Annotated in this window: 7 protein-coding genes; 3 read left to right on the plus strand and 4 right to left on the minus strand. The window is 69.9% G+C overall.

Features of this window, described 5'->3' with window-relative positions:
- Positions 1-52: 52 nt before the first annotated feature.
- Together dapA and hpaE are read left to right on the plus strand one after the other, a co-directional pair.
- Positions 53-967, plus strand: coding sequence for a 4-hydroxy-tetrahydrodipicolinate synthase (gene dapA, locus Mth01_RS21135; RefSeq protein ID WP_204017645.1), 915 nt, complete (start codon positions 53-55; stop codon positions 965-967).
- Positions 964-2,442 (plus strand): 5-carboxymethyl-2-hydroxymuconate semialdehyde dehydrogenase, encoded by a 1,479-nt coding sequence (hpaE, locus tag Mth01_RS21140; RefSeq protein ID WP_204017646.1) that lies wholly within the window; start codon positions 964-966, stop codon positions 2,440-2,442. The genes dapA and hpaE overlap by 4 nt, the downstream gene beginning before the upstream one ends.
- A gap of 98 nt (positions 2,443-2,540) precedes the next feature.
- On the opposite strand, the gene Mth01_RS21145 is transcribed toward hpaE, so the two are convergent.
- Positions 2,541-3,524: a nitrilase family protein gene (locus Mth01_RS21145; RefSeq protein ID WP_239089872.1), complete on the minus strand. Its 984-nt coding sequence runs from the start codon at positions 3,522-3,524 to the stop codon at positions 2,541-2,543.
- A 118-nt stretch (positions 3,525-3,642) separates the two neighbouring features.
- Entirely contained in the window at positions 3,643-4,452 is an 810-nt protein-coding gene (locus tag Mth01_RS21150; protein ID WP_204017648.1) for an inositol monophosphatase family protein, read from the minus strand.
- Between the two features lie 153 nt (positions 4,453-4,605).
- Between Mth01_RS21150 and Mth01_RS21155 the strand changes: the two genes are divergently transcribed.
- A complete protein-coding gene (locus Mth01_RS21155) occupies positions 4,606-5,529 on the plus strand; it encodes a TolB-like translocation protein (RefSeq protein ID WP_204017649.1) in 924 nt (307 codons plus the stop codon).
- Here Mth01_RS21155 and Mth01_RS21160 read toward each other — a convergent pair.
- Both Mth01_RS21160 and Mth01_RS21165 read right to left on the minus strand, forming a co-directional pair.
- Positions 5,522-5,974: a VOC family protein gene (locus Mth01_RS21160; protein WP_239089870.1), complete on the minus strand. Its 453-nt coding sequence runs from the start codon at positions 5,972-5,974 to the stop codon at positions 5,522-5,524. The two genes, Mth01_RS21155 and Mth01_RS21160, sit on opposite strands and share 8 nt — an antisense overlap.
- On the minus strand, positions 5,926-7,270 hold a 1,345-nt coding region (locus Mth01_RS21165), incomplete at its 5' end, for a DUF222 domain-containing protein (protein WP_204017650.1). The genes Mth01_RS21165 and Mth01_RS21160, both read right to left, overlap by 49 nt.

Consider the following 7,270-nt stretch of genomic DNA (forward strand, 5'->3'; position numbering starts at 1 on the left):
CCTTCTGTTTCGGCCCCTTCTGTTTCGACTTGGACCCCCAAGGAGTGATCTCATGAAGTTCCGATCGGATCCGGCGACCATCCGCGGGTCCATCGCTCCGGTGGTGACCCCCTTCACCGCCGGAGGCGAGCTCGACGTCGACTCGCTGCGCGCGCTGGTGCGCTGGCAACTCGACCAGGGCTCGCACGGCATCTCCACCGGCGGCTCCACCGGCGAGCCGGGAGCCCAGAGCGCCGAGGAGCGGATCGCGGCGATGACCGCGGTGGCCGAGGAGACCGCCGACCGGGTGCCGTTCCTGCCCGGCACCGGCTCGGCCAAGCTCGACGAGACGCTGCGTCTGACCGCCGAGGCCGAGCGGCTGGGCGCCGACGCCGCCCTCGTCATCACCCCCTACTACGCCCGGCCGACCCAGGAGGCGCTGTTCCGCTGGTACGCCACGGTGGCCGGAGAGTTCCCCGGCCTGCCGATCGTCATCTACAACGTGCCGTCCCGGACCGCGGTGGACATCGCCCCCGAGACCGTCGCCCGGCTGCGGCGCGCCCACGACAACATCGTGGGGATCAAGGAGACGACGAAGGACTTCGAACACTTCTCCAAGGTTCTGCACCTGTGCGGCCGGGACTTCCTGATGTGGTCGGGTATCGAGCTGCTGTGCCTGCCGCTGCTGGCGATCGGCGGCGTCGGTTTCGTCAGCGCGGTGGCCAACCTGGCGCCGGCGGCCGTGGCCCAGATGTACAACGCCTACGTCGAGGGTGATCACCAGACCGCCCTGGACCTGCACTACGCCCTGCACCCCCTGGTCGAGTTGCTGTTCGTCGAGACCAACCCGGCCCCGGCCAAGTGGGTGCTGGAGCAGCGCGGACTGATCGCCTCCGGGCACGTCCGCCCCCCGCTGATCACTCCGACCGACGCGGGGATCGCCCGGATCAAGGAACTGCTGGCACAAAGCGAGGAAGTCACCCGATGAGCACCGCCCCGTCCAAGATCGAACACTACATCGACGGGGCGTACGTCCCGAGCGTCTCGGGCGCGACCTTCACCTCTCTGGAACCGGCGACCAACGAGCCCTATCTCACCGTCGCGGCGGGTGGCGCCGAGGACGTCGCCGCGGCGGTCGCCGCGGCACGCCGGGCCTTCACCGAGGGCCCGTGGCCCAAGATGCCCGCCCAGCAGCGGGCCACGATCCTCCGCAAGATCGCCGACGCGATCGAGAAGCGGGACGACCAGATCGCCATGCTGGAGTGCCGCGACACCGGTCTGCCGATCACCCAGGCGCGTGGCCAGGCACACCGGGCCGCGCACAACTTCCGCTTCTTCGCCGACGTGATCACGACTCTCGGAGAGGACGTCTACCGGGTCGCCTCCTCCCAGCTCAACTATGTGTTGCGTAAGCCCGTCGGTGTGGCCGGTCTGATCACTCCGTGGAACACCCCGTTCATGCTGGAGACCTGGAAACTGGCGCCCGCGCTCGCGGCCGGCTGCCCGGTCGTGCTGAAGCCCGCCGAGTGGTCCCCGGCCTCCGCCGACGTGCTGCCGCAGATCATGGAGGAGGCGGGCCTGCCCACGGGCGTGTTCAACATCGTCCACGGCATCGGCGAGGAGGCCGGCGCGGCACTCGTCGCGCATCCCGACGTGCCGGTGATCTCCTTCACGGGAGAAACCACCACCGGTCAGATCATCATGCGCAACGCGGCCGACCATCTGAAGACCCTCTCGATGGAGCTGGGCGGCAAGTCCCCGCTGCTGGTCTTCGACGACGCCGACCTGGACCGGGCGCTGGACGCCGCGGTGTTCGGCGTCTTCTCCCTCAACGGCGAGCGCTGCACCGCCAGTTCGCGGGTCCTCGTCCAGGACACGATCTACGACGAGTTCGTACGGCGGCTGGCCGAGCGGGCCTCCCGCGTCCGGGTCGGCGCCCCCGACGACCCGGACACCGAACTGGGCGCGCTGGTGCACCCCGAGCACTACGCCCGGGTCATGGAGTATGTCCAGATCGGCGTCGATGAGGGCGCCCGTCTGGTCGCCGGCGGCTCACGCCCCGAGCACCTGCCGGCCGGCAACTTCCTGTCGGCCACGGTGTTCGCCGACGTGACGCCCAAGATGCGGATCTTCCAGGAGGAGATCTTCGGCCCGGTCGTGTGCGTCACGCCGTTCTCCACCGAGGAGGAGGCGCTGGAGCTGGCCAACAACACCCGGTACGGCCTGGCCGCCTACCTGTGGACCAACAACCTGCGCCGCACGCACCGCCTCGCCCAGGCGATCGAGTCGGGCATGCTCTGGGTCAACTCCCAGAACGTCCGTGACCTGCGCACCCCCTTCGGCGGGGTCAAGGCCAGCGGTCTCGGCCGCGAGGGCGGCAAGCACAGCATCGACGTCTACACCGAGTCGCACATCGTGCACCTGGCGACCGAGGATCTGCCCGTCCCCCGCTTCGGCGCCTGATCCGCCGGCGGCACAGGCCCAGCACGTGGTCCCTGGGAAATCCCTCGCCCAGGGACCACCCGGCCGCCCCCTGGAAGGAGGATCCCGGGCGGAAATCGCTATGAAGTGGGACGGTCGGAGGGTGTCAGCGTGACCGGTTCGGTGGCGAAGCGGGCGGTGCGCGGGTCGCGTTCGGTGCCGAACCGGCGGGTGAGGATCTCGTACAGCTCCGGCCTGCGTCCGGCCAGCCACCTTCGGCCGGTGGACAGCGGAATCAGATCCAGGTCGAGATCGGCCACGACCATCGCGTCATCGGCCGCCCATGTCTCGGCGAGGATGCGCCCGTAGGGGTCGAGCAGCATCGCGTTGCCGGTGCGCACCTCGTCATCGTCGCGTCCCACCCCGTTGCTGAACACCACGAACATGCCGTTGTCGTGGGCGCGGGCCGGCAGCCAGCGCATGAGCCAGCCGCGCCCGTTGGGACCGCGGAACTCGTCCTCGATCGCCGCCGGGTCCTCACGCCGGTTCTCCCACAGGCGCAGGGGGATCGGCCGCATGCTGTGCGGACTACGCGAGGAGGTGCCGCCGGTCTGATGCGGTGCGATCAGCACCGAGGCGCCCTGCAACGCGCACGCCCGCACGTTCTCCACCAGGTTGTTGTCCCAGCAGATCAGGATCGCCATCCGCACACCCCACGGCGTGTCGAACACGGTATAGCCTTCACCGCTGGAGATCGCCTCGTGCTCGAACGCGTGCAGCTTACGGTGCACGCGTACGGTCCCATCGGGCAGGCACAGCGCGTAGGAGTTGAACAGCCTGCCGCCGTCGTCTTCGAGGAACCCGGCGCCCACACCGACGCGATGCCGCACCGCCAGCTCGCGCACCGCCGTCACCAGCGGACCGTCCGTCGGCTCGGCCAGCTCGCGCAGCCGGTCAGCCGAGTAGCGGCGCAACTGCCAGTAGCCGAGCAGGCACATCTCCGGGCACGCCACCAGGTGCGCGCCGGCCGCGGCCGCCTCCTCGGCGAAATGCTCCACCCGGCGCAGGTTGTACCGCTTGTCATCGGCACGATGCTCGAACTGCACCGCCGCGACCCGCAACATTCCGGCCACACGGGCCCCCTCATCGGATAGTCGTTCAGATCGGTCCACGTGCGGATCCGACCCCCCGAACCGCTATCACCTTCGTGGTCGTCGTTTCAAGCCGGGCTCCACCGCCGCTTCATAACTGATCGGGTGGGAACTGGTCGGCGATGAGCGTCAGCAATGCGGCGTGCGTCTCCTGGTCGGCCGCCACGACGAGCCCGCCCGTCCCGGTGTGCGGCGGCTGACCGTGCAGGCCGGTCACCACGCATCCGGCGGCCCGGCACAGCGCGATCCCGGCGGCGAAGTGCACACTGTCGTGCAGATGACGGCCGTCGGTGACGTACGCGGCTCGGCGCCCCGCGGCGACCCAGGCGACGGCGAGCGTGGTGGAGACGACGCGTGGGCGGAACCACTCGGCGAACCCCGCCTCGGCGAGCAGGCGCGCCGCCTGGTAGCTCGGCGCGTTAGGAAACGGCGGATCCAGGTTGACGTCCACCAGTCGCGATTCGGGCGACGGCGTGAGCTTCTCGTCCACCCCGTCGCGGCGGACGTACGCGTGATCGCCGTCCGTCCAGAACACCTCTTCGGCGAACGGGTCGGCCGAGGCCGCCGCCGTGATCTCCGGACCCGTGCGCAGGGCGGCGTTGACCGCGACCAGCATGCTCCGCGCGGCATAGTTCAGCGTGCCGCACAGCGGGTCGACCAGCCACATGCGCTCAGCGCCGTACGAGCCCGAGCGTCCGCTCTCCTCCCCCGTCACGGCGTCGCGTGGCCGGGCGGCGCGGATCACGCCGAGGATCGCGTTCTCCGCCGCGATGTCGGCGGCCGTGGCGAAGTCGCCCGCGCTCTTCTGGACCCGCGGCAGGGATTCCCCGTACATTCCGCGTACGACAGCCGCTCCCGCCTGCACGGCCGCGACGGCCAGCTCCACGTCTGTGATCACCATAGGCGCAGGATAAAGCCCGGCCACGCTAGCAGGCTGCTTGCAGCATGGTGAGCACGCCGCGATCAAGAGATGTGCAAGCGGGTGGTCTTTCACTGGGCGCGACCAGCCCGGCGTCGATCACGCCGGGAAGCGACCGCCGCCCAGGAGAACACCATGAAGCGCACCGCACTCGCTCTGGCCATCACCGCGATCGCCCGCCTCGCCGTCCTCCCCTCCGCCGCCGTCGCCACTACCGCGACGACCACCGGGTCCACTGGAACGGCACCGAAGCCACTTGCGGGTGTCGCCGTCTACTGGAGTTGGGACAAGGGGCATCCGATCAGCCGCTACGAGCCCGGCAAGGGGTTCACCAAACTCGGCAACGCAACGGACGCCTTCCAGTTCTCCGTATCGCCTGATGGCACGAAGCTCGCCTGGATCACGTGGGGCGGCAAGCTGCACGTCCGCACCGGGGGTAAGGAGAAGGTCGTGGCCAAGGGCGCCGCCGGAGGCTTCCCCTGCGCCACGCCGGTCTGGTCTCCCGATTCCGCATATCTCGCGTACCCGTCCGACAGCGACGTCGACGCGTCACCGCTCATGATCGTGAAGGCGGACGGCACGGGCGCGCGCAAGGCGGGCGTTCCCCGCGGCGTCTGCCACCTCGCCTGGTCCGCCGACGGCCGGCACCTCGCCGGATACACCGGGGAGACCGACGGCGTCTACATATTCGATCTGAAGACCGGGAAGTCCGTCCGAGCCAAGGGCATCAGACTGGCCAACCACGTGCAGAGCCTGTCCCCGGACGGCAGGCGCGTCGTCGTGCGCACGCTGTCGCCGACCGAGCCCGGGGGCGACGGGCTCTGGCCGGGAGGGTTCACCCCGACGGTCGTCGACACCGTCACGGGCAAGTGGGTGCCCATTCCGGTCAAGGGGACCAAGGTGGGCGCGTTCTACCTCCCCGACGGCCGCCTGGTGGTCCGCGTCCTCGGCCGCACGCACAACACCCTGGTCGTACTCGACTCCGCCGGCCGGGAACTGCAGCGACTCGCCGAGCCGGCGCGGGTGCGGAACCAGGGCCTGCTCCAGATCGTCAGCTGACCCCGCCGTCTGTCAGGAACATGAGCGACGCCATGCTCGCGGCGTCGACGAAGAACAGGCCGCGGGTGCGGAGCGGGTGATCGATGCGGCCGTTGTCCCGGCCCGCGGGGTCGTTGCCGTACGGCACGCCGGCCGCGCGCAGGCGGGCGAGGATCTGGTCGACGGTGGCCGCGTCGACGTCGAAGGCGAGATGGACGCCGCTCGGGTCGTCCACCGTCATGAAGTCCAGGGTCAGTTGCTCGTTGACCCGCACGGGGGCGAAGTGACCGGCCCGGCCGGTGAGCGGCAGGCGCTCCAGGCCCATGATCGAGGCGAAGAAGTCGGCCTCTCGCAGATGGTCGAGAGCGGGGACGATGGGGTGGTTGAGGGTGACGGTCACCGCGTCGGCGACCGGGTCTATCTGCGTGTGGTCGCGTACGAGGGGCCGGTGTAGGTGAAGGCCCATCGGTCGGGGCCGACCCGGCGGCGTATGTAGCGGTCGGGGTGCCGGTAGCGATCCCGGTTGTGATGTTGGCAGGTGGGGCCGAGTTTGGCCAGGTCGGTGCGGCCGCCGTCGCTCCAGTTGTCCACATGGTCGACCTGACACATGCTCGCCGGGAGGGGGCAGCCGTCCACCATGCAGGTGGCGTAACGGGCCAGGACGGCGCGGCGCTGGGCGGGGGTGGCCAGCCGGACTTTGCGGCCCATGTCCAGGACCTGCCCCTGGGCGTTCATGACCAGGCGCATCAGCGTGGAGGTCCGGGCCAGGCGGTACACGTCAGTGATCGGCAACAACTGTCCGGTGGACAGCAGCAGCCCCGGCAGGGTCCGAAGCACGGCCTGCCATCGCCAGTCCGCGAGCCCGCCCATCTCGTCTGGACCGCCGCTCCTGTCGCGGTCTCTCGCCCTGCCTCGGCCGCCGTTTCGGCGGCTCCCCACCTCGTCAGGGGCACCTCTCCCACCGGGACGGCAGGGAGCACCGACCCGCCGCGCCCGACCATCGTCTGCGGCCTCACCCGGCGCGGTCTCGTATGGACCGGATTTCTCCTGCTCGACCCGCCGATCAGGCTCGGCCCTACCGGCTTCCTTCCGATCGACCCCGGAGCCGGATCCGGTACGTCGGAGTTCTTCCCGATCACTCGCATGGCCGGCCTCGCCCGGTCGTGCCTTACCCGGTCCGACCTTTCCCGGCCTGGCCATGCCCTGCCCGGAGTTTTCATGCTCGGCAGCGTCGGCCGTCTCGGCAATGCCGGCCTGACCATCGCTCACCGTCTGAGCGGTGTCCGCCACTTCAGTGTTGTCCGCCACTTCAGTGTTGTCCGCGGAACCGGCCGTACCGCTGGCTGCAGCGTCCTCGTTCTCCCCCGCGTGACAAACCTCGTTGCTACCGCTGTCATCAGGTGCGGGACACTCCCCACTACGGGTAGCGGTGCCATCAGCGAGAGTGCCGTCGACCGAGTCGGCGACATCCCCGATCGAATCACTGCTCCCGCACGTCCCCCTGGCGAAGTCACCATTGGTCGGCTCGCCCGCAGCCGCGCCGCTCCCCGGAGGCTGGTAGCCCCCGCTCATGACATCCTCACCCGACATGTGATCACCCTCACGGGCCGCCCCCGCCTGGGCGTCGTCCCTCTGGACAGCGTCGCCGGGCACGGGGTCATCGGCCACGGTGTCGGCGGGCATGGGGTCGCCAGCCACGGTGTCTGTGGGCATGGGGTCGTCGGGGAGGGATTCGGCGTTGACCAGCACCAGCAACTCCGCC

Source organism: Sphaerimonospora thailandensis, from assembly GCF_016863115.1.
Taxonomy (GTDB): domain Bacteria; phylum Actinomycetota; class Actinomycetes; order Streptosporangiales; family Streptosporangiaceae; genus Sphaerimonospora; species Sphaerimonospora cavernae.

Excerpts from the sequence above, each read along its gene's own strand:
- hpaE (WP_204017646.1), top strand. The coding sequence starts at position 964 with ATGAGCACCGCCCCGTCCAAGATCGAACACTACATCGACGGGGCGTAC.
- Mth01_RS21155 (WP_204017649.1), top strand. The coding sequence starts at position 4,606 with ATGAAGCGCACCGCACTCGCTCTGGCCATCACCGCGATCGCCCGCCTC.
- Mth01_RS21145 (WP_239089872.1), bottom strand. The coding sequence starts at position 3,524 with ATGTTGCGGGTCGCGGCGGTGCAGTTCGAGCATCGTGCCGATGACAAG.
- dapA (WP_204017645.1), top strand. The coding sequence starts at position 53 with ATGAAGTTCCGATCGGATCCGGCGACCATCCGCGGGTCCATCGCTCCG.
- Mth01_RS21150 (WP_204017648.1), bottom strand. The coding sequence starts at position 4,452 with ATGGTGATCACAGACGTGGAGCTGGCCGTCGCGGCCGTGCAGGCGGGA.
- Mth01_RS21160 (WP_239089870.1), bottom strand. The coding sequence starts at position 5,974 with ATGGGCCTTCACCTACACCGGCCCCTCGTACGCGACCACACGCAGATA.